Annotated in this window: 13 protein-coding genes; 6 read left to right on the forward strand and 7 right to left on the reverse strand. The window is 65.0% G+C overall.

The window, feature by feature from the left end; translation table 11 throughout:
* Nucleotides 1–212: 212 nt before the first annotated feature.
* Both WIR04_RS16755 and WIR04_RS16760 read right to left on the reverse strand, forming a co-directional pair.
* Nucleotides 213–1,625, reverse strand: a complete 1,413-nt coding sequence (locus WIR04_RS16755; protein ID WP_338888429.1) for a DUF2252 domain-containing protein — start codon at nt 1,623–1,625, stop codon at nt 213–215.
* 99 nt (nt 1,626–1,724) lie between these two features.
* Nucleotides 1,725–2,297 carry a TetR/AcrR family transcriptional regulator gene (locus WIR04_RS16760; RefSeq protein WP_338888431.1) on the reverse strand — a complete coding sequence of 191 codons (573 nt, stop codon included), beginning with the start codon at nt 2,295–2,297 and terminating at the stop codon, nt 1,725–1,727.
* A 168-nt stretch (nt 2,298–2,465) separates the two neighbouring features.
* Between WIR04_RS16760 and WIR04_RS16765 the strand changes: the two genes are divergently transcribed.
* Both WIR04_RS16765 and WIR04_RS16770 read left to right on the forward strand, forming a co-directional pair.
* Nucleotides 2,466–3,503 carry an alkene reductase gene (locus WIR04_RS16765; protein ID WP_338888433.1) on the forward strand — a complete coding sequence of 346 codons (1,038 nt, stop codon included), beginning with the start codon at nt 2,466–2,468 and terminating at the stop codon, nt 3,501–3,503.
* 276 nt (nt 3,504–3,779) lie between these two features.
* Nucleotides 3,780–4,691, forward strand: a complete 912-nt coding sequence (locus tag WIR04_RS16770; protein ID WP_338888434.1) for a MarR family transcriptional regulator — start codon at nt 3,780–3,782, stop codon at nt 4,689–4,691.
* Between the two features lie 254 nt (nt 4,692–4,945).
* On the opposite strand, the gene prfC is transcribed toward WIR04_RS16770, so the two are convergent.
* Both prfC and WIR04_RS16780 read right to left on the reverse strand, forming a co-directional pair.
* On the reverse strand, nt 4,946–6,535 hold the full coding sequence (gene prfC / locus WIR04_RS16775; protein ID WP_307766432.1) for a peptide chain release factor 3: 1,590 nt from the start codon (nt 6,533–6,535) through the stop codon (nt 4,946–4,948).
* Nucleotides 6,536–6,785: 250 nt separating this feature from the next.
* The gene (locus tag WIR04_RS16780) at nt 6,786–8,660 is read right to left on the reverse strand and encodes a diguanylate cyclase (protein WP_338888436.1); all 1,875 of its coding nucleotides are present in this window, start codon (nt 8,658–8,660) and stop codon (nt 6,786–6,788) included.
* A gap of 188 nt (nt 8,661–8,848) precedes the next feature.
* Between WIR04_RS16780 and WIR04_RS16785 the strand changes: the two genes are divergently transcribed.
* A complete protein-coding gene (locus tag WIR04_RS16785; RefSeq protein WP_338888438.1) occupies nt 8,849–9,853 on the forward strand; it encodes a sensor domain-containing diguanylate cyclase in 1,005 nt (334 codons plus the stop codon).
* Between the two features lie 13 nt (nt 9,854–9,866).
* Here the strand turns inward: WIR04_RS16785 and viaA are convergent, their stop codons facing one another.
* Together viaA and WIR04_RS16795 are read right to left on the reverse strand one after the other, a co-directional pair.
* A complete protein-coding gene (viaA, locus tag WIR04_RS16790; RefSeq protein ID WP_338888440.1) occupies nt 9,867–11,321 on the reverse strand; it encodes an ATPase RavA stimulator ViaA in 1,455 nt (484 codons plus the stop codon).
* Nucleotides 11,322–11,409: 88 nt separating this feature from the next.
* A complete protein-coding gene (locus tag WIR04_RS16795) occupies nt 11,410–13,017 on the reverse strand; it encodes an ATPase RavA domain-containing protein (protein WP_338888442.1) in 1,608 nt (535 codons plus the stop codon).
* A gap of 227 nt (nt 13,018–13,244) precedes the next feature.
* Between WIR04_RS16795 and WIR04_RS16800 the strand changes: the two genes are divergently transcribed.
* On the forward strand, nt 13,245–13,676 hold the full coding sequence (locus WIR04_RS16800) for a hypothetical protein (protein ID WP_338888444.1): 432 nt from the start codon (nt 13,245–13,247) through the stop codon (nt 13,674–13,676).
* A gap of 98 nt (nt 13,677–13,774) precedes the next feature.
* Nucleotides 13,775–14,224 (forward strand): ribosomal protein S18-alanine N-acetyltransferase, encoded by a 450-nt coding sequence (gene rimI / locus WIR04_RS16805; RefSeq protein WP_338892616.1) that lies wholly within the window; start codon nt 13,775–13,777, stop codon nt 14,222–14,224.
* An 80-nt stretch (nt 14,225–14,304) separates the two neighbouring features.
* Here the strand turns inward: rimI and WIR04_RS16810 are convergent, their stop codons facing one another.
* Nucleotides 14,305–14,847 carry a hypothetical protein gene (locus WIR04_RS16810; RefSeq protein ID WP_338888446.1) on the reverse strand — a complete coding sequence of 181 codons (543 nt, stop codon included), beginning with the start codon at nt 14,845–14,847 and terminating at the stop codon, nt 14,305–14,307.
* Between the two features lie 180 nt (nt 14,848–15,027).
* Between WIR04_RS16810 and WIR04_RS16815 the strand changes: the two genes are divergently transcribed.
* Nucleotides 15,028–16,818 (forward strand): long-chain fatty acid--CoA ligase, encoded by a 1,791-nt coding sequence (locus WIR04_RS16815; protein ID WP_338888448.1) that lies wholly within the window; start codon nt 15,028–15,030, stop codon nt 16,816–16,818.
* The last annotated feature ends 5 nt before the right edge of the window (nt 16,819–16,823 follow it).

Raw genomic sequence — 16,823 nt, forward strand, 5'->3', positions numbered from 1 at the left:
AGCCGGCCTTGATCTGGTTGAAGGCGTTGATGAAGGAGCTGGTGAGTCCTGACTAACCCCCCCTCATCCCCAGCCCTTCTCCCGCGAGGGGAGAAGAGAGCAGATCAGTGTCTGTGGATAAATAGTGGCAACCAACAGGTGGACTCCTTTGCTAGCCTCGTCTCGACCAGCTCCTCGATCAATTCCCTCTCCCTACGGGAGAGGGAAAGCGCTCAACGGGCCTCTGAAGCGACCGGCAGCTCCCCGCGGGCGATGGCGGCCAGCAGCAGGGCGTGATCTTCCCGGGTGCGCTGGCCATAGGCCACGGCGAAGTCGGCAATGACCTCATCCATCGTCTCCGACTTGCCGAGGTAGCCGGCGATCTGGGCCGCATCCCCCGACTTGGCATGGGCCAGCGCCAGGGCCCAGCCGCACAGCTGGCAATACTCGACGAAGTGGCGGGGCTTGACCATGCCAGGGGTGATGTCGATGCCCCCCTTCATGTCCCGCAGTTGGCGCACGTAGAAGTGACGGCCCCTGAGATCGCACCAGCCGAGGAAGATATCCGGCGATCCCTGGATCATCCGCTGGCCCCGCACCACCCGCCGCCCCTGGTTGCCGCTGTCGTCTTCCGAGGTGAAATAGGGGGCCAGCACCGAGGGTTGCGCCTCCTTGACCTGCAAGAAGAGGGGATCGTCATCGTCGGCGCCGGTCAGCAGGATCACCCAGCAGCGGGTGCCCACGCTGCCCACCCCCACCACCTTGCGGGCGACGTCCACGACCCGGTAGCGGCGCAGCAGTATGCGCCTGTCCTCCGGCAGGGAGGCGAGATAGGCCTCCAGCAACTCGCCGAGCACCTCATAGACGGGCTCCCCGTCCTCGGTGTGGGTCTCGCGGATGACGAAGGGGTGGAGTTCGCGGATCCTGTGCTGATCGTCCACCAGATCCGTCATCTTGCCGAGCACCTGCAGGTGGTTGCGGCCCCGGGCCTTGGCGAAGGTGGCCTTGACCCTTCTGTGGGCATCGACGGAGAAGGCGTCGAGCACCGAGGCCTGTTCGATGTGATCGTACCAGACCCTCATAAAGCCCATCTTGCCGTATTCCCGCAGCTTGGTGCGGTAACCGGTCGCTATCATCCTGGCCGCCTCACGCTGGCGGGCGGCGTCGGCCCCCAGGTACTCCGCCGCCACCAGGGCGCTGGCGGCCAGGCGCTTGAGATCCCACTCCCAGGGGCCGAGATGGGTCTCATCGAAGTCGTTGATGGCCAGCACCAGGTTGCGCTCGGCACTCGCATAGAGGCCGATATTGGCGACATGCATGTCGCCGCAGGCCTGAACCATGAGGCCGGAGTGGGGGGTAGCGACGAGATCCCCCGCCATGATGGCGGCCGCACCGCGCAGGAAGGCGAAGGGGGACTCCTGCATCCTGGCATGGCGCACCGGCACCAGCTGCTTCAAGCGAGTGGTGGCCTGGGCCTTGAGCACGGCGATGGGATCCCTGTCATAGGGTGCGGGCGGCAGCCAGGAGTGAGCTTCGCGAGGAAACTGTTCCCGCAGGGCCTTGCCGGCGGCGAACCGCTGTGCGATGGAGAGCCGTGGCGTGGTGAAGTGCGCCAATATAGCCCGAGACGTTGCCTTTCTGGTCATTCCCTTTCCTCCAGCCGATATCCTCACCATCAAGATGGAAGAGGGGGCAGGCAGGGGCAAGCAGCGGGGACAAATATAGGGTCAGGGGCCTGACCGGATTCAGCGCCTGGGGGTCAGGGCCGCCATCAGCTGGTCGACGACCGCGACCAGCAGAGCGCGGTCGGGGTGGCACTGGGCGAAGGTCACCAGCCCCTGGATGTTGACCTGCAAGAAGGCGGTCAGGGTGGGGATGTCGCCCCCGGGGGCCAGCTCCCCCCGCTCGCTGGCCTGATGCAGCAGCTGCGCCAGGTCGCTTTCCAGCTCGCCATAGATGACCTTGAAGCGCAGGTGCAGCTCTTCATCCTGCTCCGCCAGCTCCATCAGGGTACGGGTCAGCAGGCAGGAGCCCTGCAGGGCATCGTCCACCAGCTGGGTGAAGAAAGCCTTCAGCCCGGCCAGCGGGCTCGGCTGATCGAAGCAGCGACGGCGCTGGGCGCCCTTCTCCTGCACATAGTGATCGACCGCCGCCAGCAGCAGGCCCCGCTTGTTGCCAAAGGCGGCATAGAGACTGCCCGGGTGCAGCCCGGTCGCCGCCACCAGATCCTGCATGGTGGTCTTGGCATAGCCTCTGGCACGAAACGCCTCCATGGCGCTTCGCAGGACAAGGTCCCGATCAAATTCGGCACTGCGCATGGGATCTCCGCTGGCAAGGGCCCGGCGTACCGGGGAACAGGGCGGCAAGTTTACCCCAGCAGGCAGGCAAGACCAATCCATGTTGAATGCTTGCTCAAAAAAGACTTGCGTACAAACCAAAAAACGTCTTGAATGCCCATTCAAGAATCACCCCCGAGGACGCTCTGCATGGATACCCTGTTTCAACCTTACCGCCTCAACGGCACCCTCACCCTCGCGAATCGCTTCATGATGGCCCCCCTCACCCGTTGCATGGCGGGCCCGGGACTGGTGCCGACCGCGCAGATGGCCGCCTATTATGGCCGCCGCGCCGACATAGGCCTCATCATCTCCGAAGCCACCATCATTCGCCCGGACGGCCAGGGCTATCCCAACACCCCGGGCATCTACAGCCCTGAGCAGATCGCAGGCTGGAAACAGGTCACCGAGGCCGTGCACGCCAAGGGAGGCAAGATCTTCGCCCAGCTGTGGCACGTGGGTCGCCTCTCCCACCCCTTCTTCCATCAGGGCGAGGTGCTGGCACCGTCCGCGGTCGCCCATGAAGGCACAGTGCCGCGCATGCGTGAGCTGGTGTATCAGGTGCCCCGCGCCCTGACGGTGGCCGAGATTGGCCAGCTGGTCGAGGATTACGCCCAGGCCGCTGCCAACGCCATCGAGGCGGGCTTTGATGGTGTGGAGATCCACGGTGCCAACGGCTACCTCATCGACCAGTTCCTACACCACTCGAGCAACCTGCGCACCGACCAGTACGGTCAGACCCCGGAGAACATGAGCCGCTTCGCCCTGGAGGTGGTGGACGCCATCAACGCCCGCATCGGCAGCGAGCGGGTGGGCCTGCGCCTCTCCCCCGGTGCCTATGTCCATCTGGCGGGCAGCCCGGCAGATCGCGCCGTGTTCGACCATCTGCTGGCCGAGCTGAACAAGCGTGCCCTGGCCTATCTGCACCTCGGCATCTTCGATGACAGCCTCACCTTCGACTATCTGGATGGCCGCGCCTCCGACTACCTGCGCGCCCACTACGACGGCCACCTGGTGGGGGTCGGCAACTACAGTGCCGAAACCGCCGCCGAGGCGATCCGCGCCGACCGCTTCGATCTCGTCGCCATCGGCCGCCCCCTCATCGCCAACCCGGATTACCTGAGCAAGCTCAAGGCCGCCGAGACCCTGGTGCCCTACTCGGAGGCCATGCTGGCGGAATTGGTATAAACCGCGCCGCGCCCTGAGACCGCTCTGTGGCCGGCACCATGCTGTCGAAGCTGGTGCAAGCCGCCAGATCCGGGCCATACACAGGCCGGGCCGCCGTTGCCCGGCCAGCTTGTTCCTGACCAAGGATGGGATCTGCGCCCTGGCGCGGGTTTCCAATGTTTGGGCCCCTCTCCCGGGCCCTTTTTTGTGCCCTCCTTCTGCCCCTTAAAAATGGTTGCCTTCAACAACCAGTTGGCTATATTGGTTGCAGGTAACAACCAGAAGGACACTCACAAGATGGATCCCCGCCCCCTGCGCGCCCTGTCACGGGAACTGGTACGCGAACTCGGCATGCTCTCCCAGCAGTGCGGCTCCCTGGCCCTCAGCCCCCTGGAGGCACACCTGCTCATAGAGCTGGAGAGCGGCCCCGCCACCAATCAGCAACTGGCCGAGCGGCTGCGCATCGACAAGTCCAATGCCAGCCGCCCCCTGGCCCGCCTCGCAGAGCGGGAGCTGATCGCCTGGCAGCCGCACCCCTCGGACGGGCGCAGCAAACAGGCGACCCTCACCGAGCAAGGATGCGCGCAACTCCATGATCTGCACCGACAGATGGATGAGGCCATGGCCGAGACACTGGCCCAGCTCGCCCCCGAGGAGCGCGAGCGGCTCTGGGAGGGCATGCGCCTCTATCGCAGCGCCCTCTCCCGCGCCCGTCGCCAGCAAGGCTATCGCATCAGGCCCATAGCGCCTGAGGACAATGCCGCCATCGCCGCCGTGATCCGGGCCGTCTCCGCCGAATACGGCCTCACCGCCGACAAGGGCTACGGGGTGGCGGATCCCAACCTCGACTTCCTCCATGAGACCTATCAAGGCAAGCAGAGCCGTTATTGGGTCATAGAGGGGCCGGACGGCGCCATTCTCGGCGGCGGCGGCATAGCCCCCCTGGCGGGGGAGACAGGGACCTGCGAGCTGCAGAAGATGTACTTCCTGCCCGCCCTGCGCGGCCTGGGGCTGGGGCGGCGGCTGGTGTTGCAGGCCCTGGCGGAGGCACGCACCCTCGGATACTTGCGCTGCTATCTGGAGACCACGGCCGATCTGCGGGAAGCCACCAGCCTCTACGAGTCGCTCGGCTTCGAGCACCTGCCGGGCCCCCTCGGTTGCACCGGCCACGACGCCTGCGAGATCTGCATGGTGTTGGAACTGGAATAGAGCGCCCCCTCATCCCCAGCCCTTCTCCCGCGAGGGGAGAAGGGAGCAAAACAGGATTCCGCTCTCTTTCGGGCAAGCATCATGTGGTTCCCTCTCCCTCCGGGAGAGGGCCAGGGTGAGGGCTGCTGTCGACCGGCCAGGTGCGATGCCATAGCCCCTGAAGTCTGTCCTTATCAGGCTAAACGACACAAAAAAGAGACCCCGCCGAAGCGGGGTCTCTTTTATCGTCAACCATCAAGGTTTGCGAGCAGGTATCAGTGCTCGCGGGTCTGGCGGAACGCCACGTCGGGGTGACGCTCCTGGGCCAGGCGCAGGTTGACCATGGTCGGGGCTATGTAGGTGAGGTTGTCACCGCCATCCAGGGCCAGGTTGACCTCGTTCTTGCGCTTGAACTCCTCGAACTTCTTGACGTCCGTCCCTTCCACCCAGCGGGCGGTGGAGACGTTGACCGCCTCGTAGATCGCCTCGACGTTGTACTCGCTCTTCAGACGCGAGACCACCACATCGAACTGCAGCACACCGACGGCACCGACGACGAGATCGTTGCTGATGAGCGGACGGAACACCTGCACGGCACCCTCTTCGGAGAGCTGCACCAGCCCCTTGAGCAGCTGCTTCTGCTTGAGGGGGTCGCGCAGGCGGATGCGGCGGAACAGCTCGGGTGCGAAGTTCGGGATGCCGGTGAACTTGAGATCCTCACCCTGGGTGAAGGTGTCGCCGATCTGGATGGTGCCGTGGTTGTGCAGCCCTATGATGTCACCGGCGCAGGCTTCGACCGCCTGCTCGCGGTCACCGGCCATGAAGGTGACGGCATCGGAGATGTTCACATCCTTGCCGATGCGCACATGGCGCATCTTCATGCCCTTGGAGTAGGTGCCGGACACTATGCGCATAAAGGCGATACGGTCGCGGTGCTTGGGATCCATGTTCGCCTGGATCTTGAACACGAAACCGGAGAACTTCTCCTCGGTCGCCACCACTTCGCGGCTCTCTGCCTTGCGCGGCATGGGGGCCGGGGCCCAGTCGGTCAGGCCGTCCAGCATGTGGTCGACGCCGAAGTTACCGAGGGCGGTACCGAAGAAGACCGGGGTCATCTCGCCGGCGATGAAGGCCTCGTGATCGAACTCGGGCGAGGCGCCCTGCACCAGCTCCAGTTCGCCGCGCAGCTGGGCCGCCAGATCTTCACCTATGGCGGCGTCCAGTTCCGGGTTGTTCAGCCCCTTGACCACCCGCTTCTCCTGGATGGTGTGGCCCTGACCGCTCTGGTACAGATAGGTCTCGTCCTTGTAGAGGTGGTAGACCCCCTTGAAGGACTTGCCGCAGCCGATGGGCCAGGTGATGGGGGCGCACATGATCTTCAGCTCGCGCTCCACCTCGTCCATCACTTCCATGGGATCGCGCACTTCGCGGTCCAGCTTGTTCATGAAGGTGAGGATGGGGGTATCCCGCAGCCGGGTGACTTCCATCAGCTTGCGGGTCCGGTCTTCGACACCCTTGGCGGCGTCGATGACCATCAGGCAGCAGTCGACCGCCGTCAGAGTACGATAGGTATCTTCGGAGAAGTCCTCGTGACCCGGGGTGTCGAGCAGGTTGACCAGACAGTCCGCATAGGGGAACTGCATCACCGAGGTGGTGATGGAGATACCACGCTGCTTCTCCATCTCCATCCAGTCGGATTTGGCGTGCTGGCCCGAGCCACGGCCCTTGACGGTACCGGCACGCTGTATGGCCTGTCCGAACAGCAGGACTTTTTCGGTGATGGTGGTTTTACCCGCATCCGGGTGCGAGATGATCGCAAAAGTGCGTCTCTTGGAGACTTCACTCAGAAATTCAGCTGACATAATTCGACGTTCTTCTATTGAGCGGCGGCCTTGGCCCCCGTGGGAATAAATGCGGGACAGCACCTTGGGATCAGGGCTCCCATGCAGACAACGACGCCACGCAGCCGGGTCATGGAACCCGCAGGTGGAAAAAGGAGGAGCGCTGCGTTACATGGGCCTTCTCGCCTGAGTCAAAGCAAAATTGCGCGACATTATACCCGCGCGAGTGAAAAATACCCAGCCCGGCATGAGGGGGCAGAAGGCCGCTTCGGGATCAGGCCGCCTTCACCACCCGGTTGCGCCCCGCCAGCTTGGCTGCGTACATGGCCTCGTCGGCCCGGCGTATCAGCTCCCCGAGATTGTCATCCTCTGCCCTGTACTGGGCACAGCCGATGCTGACGTGGATGGGATGATCCTCAGGCACTCCCTCGATGACGAGGCGGGAGACCGCCATCCTGACCCGCTCCGCCACCTCGGCCGCCTCCTCAAGATCGGTGTCCGGCAGCAGCACCAGAAACTCCTCCCCGCCGTTGCGCCCCACCCTGTCGAGGCTGCGTACCTGCTCCTCGATGCAATGGGCCACAGCGGTCAGCACCTGATCCCCCACCTGGTGGCCGAGCTGGTCGTTGACCTTCTTGAAGTGATCTATGTCCAGCAGCAGCACGCACAGGGGCTTGCCGCTCGCGCGCGCCTGGCTGAACCATTTGCGCCCCTTGGCCTGGATCTGGCGCCGGTTGTGGATGCCCGTCAGCTCGTCCGTCATGGCGAGGTGCTGCATCTTGCGAGTACGGCTGCGCTGATGGAGCACCAGTACCCCCATCACCAGCAGCGACAGGACCACCACCAGATATTGCCAGTAGCGCCGCTCCTGCAACTGCTTGAGCTTTTCTGCCTGCAACTGCTGGCTGGATCTGAGGGCCTGGTTCTCCAGCTCCTTGCGCGCCAGATCGAACTCGAAGCGCATCTGCAGGGCCCGCTGTTCCCGCAGCCGCTGATCAAGCTCCTGACGGGTCTGCACGAAGGCCTTGAGGCTGGCCAGCGCCTCCGCGACCCGACCCTGATGTTCAAGCACCCGGGCGCGCACCTCGTGCACCCAGGCGAGGAAGCGCAGGTTCTGCTCCCGGGCAAAAATCGGCTCGGCCTCGTTCAGGTGCCGCAGCGCCTCGGCCGGTTTGCCCATGGCATCTAGCGCTGTAGCCATGACGATGTGCCAGTGGCCCAGGGTCACGCTGTCCGCCCCCTCCCCCTGATGCAACAAGGTGGCGGCCTGTTCCAGCTTGGCCATGGCCTGCGCCGTCTTGCCCTGCCTGAGCAATATGGTGGCCAGCTCTATCCTGCTCCAGGCCAGCACCCCGTCCTGCTGCTGCGCCTCATAGTAGCGCTCGGCCTCCGCCATCAGGGGCAAGGCCTTGTCGTACTCTGCCGTGTCCACATAGAGCAGCCCCTGCTGGGTGTGGATATCCACCAGCCGCTCCTGATCCCCCAGCGTCCGGTAGTCGTGCTCCAGCTCCCGGAAATAGCCCTCGGCCCGCTCGAAGAGTCCCATCCGCCGATAGGCGTTGGCGATCCTGGCCAGTACCTCGCGCCCCTTGTTCTCCAGCCCCAGGGCCTCGTAGCGGCGGTGGGCATCGATAAGCTCCATCAGCCCCTCGGCCAGCTCCCCCTGGTAGGAGTACATCTCTCCCCGCAAGTTGAGGATGTCGGCCCGCTGCCGCTCATCCCCCAGCCTGCGCGCCAGGGTCAGGGCGGCGTCGTAGTCCTGCCGCGCCTCGTCCATGTTGCCGAGCAGTTGCTGATGATAACCGCGACAGGCGAGCAGTCCGCTCTCGGCGACCCTGTCCTTGCGGCCCCTCACCTCTGCCAGCGCCTTGTCGGCAAACTGCACGGCGCGCAGGAACTCCTCGTCCCGCTCGCTCGGCTGGGCCCAGCACTGCAACCGGGCGATGCGCCCTTGCACCTCGGGCGGGTAGTCATCGACATGAGCAACCAGGGCGGCGACCCGCTCGCGAAACACCTGCAGGGGCGGGGCATCATCCTCCAGCTGCTGCAGCTCCAGGGACAGCGCGGGCTCGGTCAGCCGGGGGGACACCGCGAAGGCCGGTGTCACTCCCAGCCATAACAGCAGGCTAATACCCATCAGGATCTTCATGCAGATTCAGTCTCCCCGTTCGATGGCCCGGACGCCGTGCCCACCGCCTCAATCATATCCCTCCTTGCCATGGGCGCACAGCCACGGCATTCATTGCCCTGTCAGCACTCACTCCCGCTATCTCATTCTTTACAGAAGGAAAGTCTGCATCGACTATAAGCGAACTGACACAAGGGAAGGGATGATGAATGACCTACGAGGAGCTGCGGGAGGCTTACGACAGGTTGTTGCTGGAGAATGAGCGCCTCAAACGCATCGCTGATGACGCACGGGAGAAGCTGGATGCCGCCATGGACGGCACAGGCCTGTGCATCTGGCAGAACCATGTCCCCACCGGCAAGCTCATCATCTTCAACCGGCGCTGGGGATCCATGCTCGGCTATCAGCCCAAGGAGCTGTCTGCCCACTTCGACATCTGGCGTGAGCACCTGCACCCGGAAGACAGGGAGCGGGTGCTGCAGGCCTTCTTCGACCACCTGGAGGGCAAGAGCCCTTTCTATCAGGTGATGCACAGGATGATCGGCAAGGATGGCAAGACCACCTGGGTGCTGGACCGCGGCCGGGTGGTGGAGCGCGATGAACAGGGCAACGCCATCCGGGTGATGGGCACCCACATCGACATCACCCACGAGAAGGAGTACGAGCAGCAGCTGGCCCAGCTCGCCCACCGGGATCCCCTCACCGGCCTGCTCAATCGCACCGCCATGCACCGCCAGTTTCCGGGGGAGCACAGGGCCATCTGCTTCATCGATCTCGATGACTTCAAGCAGGTGAACGACAACCTGGGCCACCGCGCCGGGGACGAGTTGCTGGTGGCCCTCAGCCAGCGGCTGCGCCACTGCTGCGGCGAGGAGGTCAGGCTGGGCCGGCTCGGGGGGGATGAGTTCGTGTTGCTGCTGCCCTGGCAGAGCGAGGATCCCAGGACCAGCCACCTGGCCCGTCAGTGTGTCGACACCATAGCCACCCCCTTCGAGCTGCCCAATGGAGAGGCGGCCGTGGGCATGAGCATGGGGATAGCGGCCATCCGGCCACAGGATGATTTCAGTACGGCGCTGGCCCGGGCCGATCAGGCCATGTACAGGGTCAAGCGCAGCGGCAAACGGGGATTCTATATCGCCAGACCGAGCGGCCAGCCGCTGCTGGATCAGGATCAGGTCAGCGAACGGGGCCTCTACCACAGGCAAGACGGCTGACGCCGGCCTGCCCCTAGCTGCGTTGCCAGCGCCTGAGCAGCCGGCCCCGCAGGCCGCAGTCCAGCAACCAGCTGTTGTCGAACACCCGCAAGATGGCCGACTTGGCATGCCTGGACATGGCGACGGCGTGGAAGCGGGTCTGCTGCGCTCGCCGCCGGTTCATCCGATCGAGCAGGGCATGGGGCAGGCTCTGGGCGATGAAGTCGGAGATCACCAGCACGTCCGCCTTGGCAAAGTCCGGTTGCTCCAGCTGCATCAGCGCCTGCTCGAGGCAGGGCACCAGATCGGTGCCACCGTGGAAACTCATGGAGAGGAAGCGCTCTGCCTTGTCCAGCCCCGTGTCTGCGGTGATCTCGAGCGTCGCCACCTCGGTGGAGAACAGCATCAGATAGCAGCCCCGCTTCTCGTCCATCGCCAGCTTGAGCAGGGCGAGAAACAGCGCCTTGGCGCACTCCTCCGGATAACCCCCCATGGAGCCCGAGGTATCGACGCAGACGATGAAGGGGCCCCGCGGCTGCACCTCCTGCCCGCCCTGCTCCGGGGAGCGCTGCATCAGCCGCTGACGCGGCAATGTGCCACGAGACTGATAGCTCAGCAGGCGCCGCTCCAGATAGCGGCGATAGAACTCCAGCTCCAGCTCCGGCAGGGCCAGCATCACAGCCTCGCTCGGCAAGAGCCGCATCAGATCGCTGGCCGGGTGCACCCCCACCAGATCGTCAGGCACGTCGTCGGTCTGCACCTCTTCCAGCTCGTGCATGGGCACAGGGGGCAGCGTCCGGGTGTCGGTTCGCCGATCCCGCTCGCTGCGCCCCAGCAGGGCCGCTATCTCCCCCAGCAGGGGTTCGCGCTGCAACATGCGGGCATATTGCTGCACCAGCACCAGGCTGCGCTTGTGCCAGCTGCCCTGAGCCAGATCCCAGAGCCCACCCGCCGAGATCTGGTGCGGATCCAGGGCATCGGCCAGGGTCCGGTTCGCCAGCAGCTGATCCTCTATCTCCTGGCGCTGCTTCTCCCGCTCCGCCTCGGCGATCTGCTGCTGCAACTGCAGCAGGCTGCCCACCAGACTGGCCCGCCACTTCTCCACGAACAGCTGACGCAGCCCCTCTGTCGGTTGACCCATGATCTGGCGCACCAGGCTGCGGGCATCCCCGGCGAAGGGGCTGTGCTGTTCCAGCGCCTCCAGCAGGGCCGGCAGCCGCCCCACCAGCTCGGGCAGGGGCAGCAATCTGTGGGACTGATAGAGCAGGTACTCTCGTTCGAGGGCCACCGGCACCGGCTTGTGGCGCATCTCCTCGCCGAGCTGCTCGCTCCAGGTCTGGATGCGTTTTTTCAGCAGCTTGCCCTGCAGCGGGGAGCGCTTGAGGAACTCGGAGATCTTGGGGGTGGACGCCAGCAGCAGCGCCATCTCCCCCGCCAGCTCCCCCTCACCGATGAGGAGCCCCAGATCCATCATGCCGATCTCTAGCATGGGCACTCCCTATGCAAGGGACGCACAAAGCCATGCTGCAGATGCGGCAGGCGGCCAAACACTTGGGGCCACGTCAGTCCGAAGAGCATCAGGCATCCAGCCTGGGCAGGCGATCCCGCCACTGCTGCAGCTCCTCGCCCAGCCGCTCCAGATCCCGGTTCAGCACGAAGAAGCTGTCCTCCACCTGGCGCAGCCAGTGCTCCCCGACAAAGAGATGGGGCTGGTGACGATCGAACAGGCTGCGCTGCCCCTTGAGGCTCTGCTGCACCCGGACAACCTGGCTCGCCAGCTCACCGAGCTCGGCCTGCCAGGGGGCCGTCACCACCTCGGGGATGGGGGTTCGCTCCACCAGCACCAGAGGCACAGGCTGGCGCTGGACATCCAGCACCTGCAGCCGCAACTGCTCGTCCAGCACCAGCTCGTAGTGCCCCTCCTTGGGGTTGCCAAGGGGCCAGCCCACCAGCGCCTCCCCATTGGGGTGCCAGTGGGAGAGCAGGGTGCGATCGAAGGTGAGGGTCTCGGTCAGCCGTTCGGGATCCCCGCCATCCAGGGGCGCCGGGGTGAGCAGCTGGAAGTGCACCTGCTTGCCGAAGGGTTTGGCGTTGGCCAGCGGCAGCTCGATGCCGCGGGCGCGGCGGCCGAACCACTGCTTGCGCTTGACCGCCTTGCAGGCGAGGCGCTGGGAGACGGCCCCCCTCAACTGCTTGAAGCGCTCGCGCAGGGCCAGCAGCTCGCGGGTCAGCACCAGTTGCTGGTAGCCGTAGAGGCGGGAGAACTCGCCGATCATCTCCAGCAAGGCGGTGCGGGAGGCCTCGTCGTGCCAGAGGCAATCCTTGAACAGCAGCAGATCCAGCGGGGCCACCTCGTCGCGGCCGTTGAAGAAGGCGCTCGCCTTGATGAGCCTCACCGCCTTCTTCCAGCGCCGATCCGACACGTAGCAGCCGTGACCCAGCTGGCTGTCGAGCTGCTGGCGCAACTGGTAGATGAGCTCGAAGCAGGCGTCGGGCAGACGCACCTGCTCGATCTCCTCCTGCCAGGCCTCGTACTCCTCACCCCGGATCTGCACCGAGGGGGGCAGGTTCTGGTGGGATTGGCCATCGCTCGCCAGCATGGCCTGGAAGTTGGATTTCTCCTGCACCCTGTCCATCCAGATCCGCACCAGCATGCGATCGTAGAGCGCCTCCAGCCCGCTGTCCGGGGCGGGCAACTCGTTCGAGGCGGTCACCAGCAGCCGCATGGGAATGGGGTGCTGGCTGTCGCCGTTGCGGAACTGCCGCTCGTTGATGGCGGTGAGCAGGGTGTTGAGGATGGCCGGGCCCGCCTTCCAGATCTCGTCGAGGAAGACCACCTCGGCCTCCGGCAGATAGCCCTGAGTCAGCCTCAGGTACTTGCCATCCTCCTTGAGCGCCTGGATGGAGAGGGGGCCGAACACCTCCTCCGGCGTGCTGAAGCGGGTCATCAGATATTCGAAGTGGCGGGCATCGTGAAAGGCGAGCTTGAGGCGCCGCGCGATCAGGCTCTTGGCGATGCCGGGGGGGCCCAGCAGGAAGACGCTCTCGCCACTCAAGGCAGCCAGCAGGCCGAGCCGCAGGGCGTCCTGGCGCTCATAGAGCCCCTCCCCGAGGGCGGCCAGCAGCCGTGGCAGGCGCTCATGGATGGGGGTGGCACGAACAGTATTCTGGGCTAAAGGCGGCATAGGCACAGTTCCGAAGCTGGTATTGTCATCAGTGTCCGCGGGGTCCGGCCTCAGGCCCCGCCTCACTGTCATGGTCTGTTGAATCTGTTCATCCCGCGGTCGGGGTCGGGATCCTGCACGGCCCTGGCGGGACAATCCCGGCACGCAAGGGGGTGCAGCAAAACCTGCGAGAGTGTACTCTGCGCATCAGAATTTACCCCAACGCAGATCAAGAGTGAGCCTTCGCCATGCAAGATCCCCTGCTGGACCCACTGCGTCAGCGCATCCTGGCCAGGATGGGCATCCCCCTCTGGCAACTGAGAGCCCAGGGCTTGCCAGGCAAACCGGCAGACGCTGCTGCAACCCGGCAGCCGGTGACCCTGGCGGCAGAGGATGCGGCGGCCCCACGCCAGCCGCTGGCGGTGCCGACCGGCAAGCTGTGGCTGCAGGCCGAGGCGCTGCCCGCGCCCTCCCTGCTCGGGGATATCTGCCAGTGGCTCGGCATAGGCACGGACGAGGTCTCCTTGCTCGGCGAGCTGCCCGAGGGGATAACGCCCCCCCTGCTCTGGCTGACGGCCCCGGATCCGCGCTGGCCCCATGCCCTCGTCTGCCCGCTCAAGCCCAGCGCGGCACACAAGCGCGCCCTCTGGCAGCAGTGCCGGCAGCGCCAGCCCGGTTGAAGCGGCCAGCCGCCAAATCCCTTGAAGCCACGACCATGGCATGACCATGCCGTCCGTCGCAAGTCCGAATCCCGTCCGGAGTAACCATGTCTGACCTCTTGCCCAGCTTTCGTCCCCTGCTCGAATCCGATTTCGATGCCATCTACCCCATAGAGCAAGCCGCCCACCAGGAGCCCTGGAGCCAGGCCAACCTGCTCTCCTGCTTCGGGCCGCGCTATCTCAATGGCCTGATGCTGGTGGGAGGCCGCCCCGCCGGTTTCTATATCTCGGATCTGGTGGCGGGAGACAGCTCCCTGATGAACATCTGCGTGCACCCCGAGTTTCAGGGCAAGGGGCTGGGGCGGGCGCTGCTGAAAGAGTATCTGGCCCGCAGCAAGGGGAAGGGGGCCGAGGCCTGGTTCCTGGAGGTGCGGGCGGGCAACCGCACCGCCATCAGCCTCTACGAGAGCGAGGGGTTTGCCGAGTATTGCCGCCGCGCCGACTACTACGGCACCGGCCAGGATCGGGAAGACGCCGTGCTGATGTCCCGCCTGTTCGACTTCGGCTGATCCCCCCGGCTTGCCCGCAACGGACAAGGGGGCATGCAGCCCCCTTGTCGCTCTCCTCATCCCGACACCCCTGTCGCCCCTCAGGGCAGGGGGGCATTGTCGATGGAGGGGTCCTCCAGGCTGAGGGTGACCCTCAGCACCGCCTCGAAGGCGGCCCCCGAGAGCGGCATGAAGAAGCCGCGTCCGTAGGTGACGCCGGGCATCCAGATCTGCTGGATATCCACCGCCACCTTGATGGGCCTAAGCGGCTCCCCCGGTCGCTGCACATAGATACCGGGCGCTGTCGCCACCTGCGGGAAGCGCCGCAGTATGTGCTCGCTGCCGTCCCCCGCATCCGGGTTGAGCCGTACCTTGGCCAGCCCAGCCAGGGCGGATTGCATCTCGGGGGCGCGCCACAGCTCGTTATTGAGCGCCTTGCAGCGTCGGCATTTGGCGCGCTCTATCACGTAGAGCAACGGGTATCCCTCCCTCAGCGCCAGCCGCTGCGCCTGCTCATAGCCCTCAGCCCCGCTCAGCCAGGGGTTGTCCTGCCCCTCGGATCCCCCAAGGAGAAACCAGAGTGCACCGGCTCCCGCCAGCAGCAACAACATGCCCGTCAACAGACTCTTGACTCCGATCCCCATGGCACACCTCCCTGAATGAATCCGACCCTCGCCCTTATCATGCCTGACTCTCCCCGAGTTGACGACTTTGTGATCCAGGACAAATGGCGCACACTTGTAAGCCGTAATGTTAGAGTTTAAACTCCAGCCCCGATTTTAGTGCCCCTGCGGGCGCACAACTGTTACTTGAGGATGATTTAGATGTCGCAGCTTCATCTGGTTAGAGTGATGCGTGAGCGTATTGCCCGCCTTGGCAACAAGGCCGCCCTGCGCGTCCAGCAGGATGGCCAGTGGCGCGCCATCGGCTGGCGTACCCTGGGCCAGGCCATGGACTACTGTGCCCAGGCGCTGATCCGCGCCGGCCACCAGCCCACCGAGATGGTCGGCCTCTATGCCCGCAACATGCCGGAGTGGACCCAGGCCGATCTCGGCATCCTCGCCGCCCGCGGCGTCAACGTGCCCATCTACCCTACCAGCACCCTGGATCAGCTGCGCTACATCGTGAAGGACGCCGGCATCAAGCTGCTGTTCGTGGGGGAGCAACCCCAGTTCGATCAGGCGCTCCTGCTGCTCAAGAGTGGCGAGATCAACCAGATAGTCACCCTGGACGGCACTGTCGATCTGCGCGGCTGCGAGCAGGCGAGCCACTTCCAGACCTTTCTGGTCTCCGGCAACCATCAGCCAAGCGAGCAGGCGCTGAGGGAGCGCGAGCAGCACTACCGCATGGATGATCTGCTGACCCTGATCTACACCTCCGGCACCACCGGTGAGCCCAAGGGGGTCATGCTCGATTTTGCCAACATCGCCGCCTGCTTCGAGATGCACGACCGCCGCCTGGATCTTGGCGAGCAGGACGTGTCGCTGTGCATGCTGCCGCTGAGCCACGTGTTCGAGCGCGCCTGGAGCTACTACGTGCTCTATTGCGGCGCCGAGAACGTCTATATCCGCGATCCCCAGAAGGTGATGGAGGTGATTGGCGAGGTGCAACCCACAGTGATGTGCGCCGTGCCGCGCCTCTACGAGAAGGCCTACGCCATGATCCAGGCGAAGGTGGCCCAGGCGCCGCGTCTGCGCCGCGCCCTGTTCGCCTGGGCCACCGGGGTCGGCAAGCGGATGGTCGCCACCCGCCAGGCCGGCAAGTCCGCCTCCCCCCTGCTCTACCTGCAACTGGCCCTGGCCGAGCGGCTGGTGTTTCGCAAGCTGCGTGCCCGCTTCGGCGGCCGTACCCGCTTCCTGCCGGTCGCAGGCGCTCGCCTGGCGGACGACGTCAACCTCTTCTTCCAGGCCATGGGGCTCAACCTCAAGTACGGCTACGGCATGACAGAGACCACGGCCACCGTCTGCTGCTACGAGGACAGCCAGTTCAAGCTCGGCTCTATCGGCACCGTCATGGACGGCATAGAGGTCAAACTCGGCGAGAACAACGAGCTGCTGGTGCGCTCACCCACAGTGATGCGCGGCTACTACAACAAGCCGGAGGCCACGGCCGAGGTGATGACGGCCGATGGCTTCCTGCGTACCGGCGATGCCGGCGAGCTGGACGACGAGGGCAACATCTACTTCACCGAGCGTCTCAAGGAGCTGATGAAGACCTCCAACGGCAAGTACGTGGCACCCCAGCTGGTGGAGGGGACCCTGGGCAAGGATCGCTTCATCGAGCAGATCGCCATCGTCGCCGACGCCCGCCACTTCGTCTCGGCGCTGATAGTCCCCTGCTTCGAGTCCCTGGAGGAGTACGCCCGCTCCATCAACCTGCAGTACCAGTGCAAGACGGAGCTGCTGCGCCACTCCAAGGTGGTGGAGTTCTTCGAGGCTCGGATCGCGGATCTGCAACAAGAGCTGGCCAAGTTCGAGCAAGTGAAGAAGTTCACCCTGCTGCCGAGCGCCTTCTCCATGGAGCTCGGGGAGATCACCCCCACCATGAAGCTGCGCCGCAAGATCATCGAATCCAAGTACCAGAGCGAGATCGAGGCCATGTATAGCCATGTCTGAGCACA

This window comes from Aeromonas rivipollensis (assembly GCF_037811135.1).
GTDB classification, from domain to species: Bacteria; Pseudomonadota; Gammaproteobacteria; order Enterobacterales; family Aeromonadaceae; genus Aeromonas; species Aeromonas rivipollensis.

Bases quoted from the DNA above. Each gene is read 5' to 3' on its own strand.
- WIR04_RS16755 (WP_338888429.1), bottom strand. From the start codon at position 1,625: ATGACCAGAAAGGCAACGTCTCGGGCTATATTGGCGCACTTCACCACG.
- WIR04_RS16760 (WP_338888431.1), bottom strand. From the start codon at position 2,297: ATGCGCAGTGCCGAATTTGATCGGGACCTTGTCCTGCGAAGCGCCATG.
- WIR04_RS16765 (WP_338888433.1), top strand. From the start codon at position 2,466: ATGGATACCCTGTTTCAACCTTACCGCCTCAACGGCACCCTCACCCTC.
- WIR04_RS16770 (WP_338888434.1), top strand. From the start codon at position 3,780: ATGGATCCCCGCCCCCTGCGCGCCCTGTCACGGGAACTGGTACGCGAA.
- WIR04_RS16780 (WP_338888436.1), bottom strand. From the start codon at position 8,660: ATGAAGATCCTGATGGGTATTAGCCTGCTGTTATGGCTGGGAGTGACA.
- WIR04_RS16785 (WP_338888438.1), top strand. From the start codon at position 8,849: ATGACCTACGAGGAGCTGCGGGAGGCTTACGACAGGTTGTTGCTGGAG.
- viaA (WP_338888440.1), bottom strand. From the start codon at position 11,321: ATGCTAGAGATCGGCATGATGGATCTGGGGCTCCTCATCGGTGAGGGG.
- WIR04_RS16795 (WP_338888442.1), bottom strand. From the start codon at position 13,017: ATGCCGCCTTTAGCCCAGAATACTGTTCGTGCCACCCCCATCCATGAG.
- WIR04_RS16800 (WP_338888444.1), top strand. From the start codon at position 13,245: ATGCAAGATCCCCTGCTGGACCCACTGCGTCAGCGCATCCTGGCCAGG.
- WIR04_RS16810 (WP_338888446.1), bottom strand. From the start codon at position 14,847: ATGGGGATCGGAGTCAAGAGTCTGTTGACGGGCATGTTGTTGCTGCTG.
- WIR04_RS16815 (WP_338888448.1), top strand. From the start codon at position 15,028: ATGTCGCAGCTTCATCTGGTTAGAGTGATGCGTGAGCGTATTGCCCGC.